Raw genomic sequence first — 291 nt, forward strand, 5'->3', positions numbered from 1 at the left:
GGCCGTCGCCGGCTTCGGCGGAGCCGGGCTCGGGCAGGTCGGCGGGGACGGGCAGGCCGCGCAGCCGGGCCCAGCCGGCGCCGAGCGAGCGCGGGGCGCCGAACCGGCCCTCGTGGGCGAGCAGCAGCGCCTCGACCAGCCGCAGGTCGTGGCAGCGGGCGAGCCGGTCGGGCAGCCGGGGGAGCAGCGGCGCGTACCCCGAGTCGGCGGCGGCCCACACCCACCGGGGGTGCTCGGCGGCCTCCCGCGGGGCGACGGCGGCGGCGGGGTCGGTGTCGGGCTCGGGCGGGC

At 83.8% G+C, this 291-nt stretch carries 1 pseudogene; it reads right to left on the reverse strand.

Annotation, left to right across the window (positions count from 1 at the left end):
- Positions 1-291: pseudogene (locus tag ABD308_RS36910) on the reverse strand (bifunctional 3'-5' exonuclease/DNA polymerase); the annotation flags it as partial.

Origin of the sequence: Kitasatospora putterlickiae, assembly GCF_039527695.1 — a bacterium.
Lineage (GTDB): Bacteria > Actinomycetota > Actinomycetes > Streptomycetales > Streptomycetaceae > Kitasatospora > Kitasatospora putterlickiae.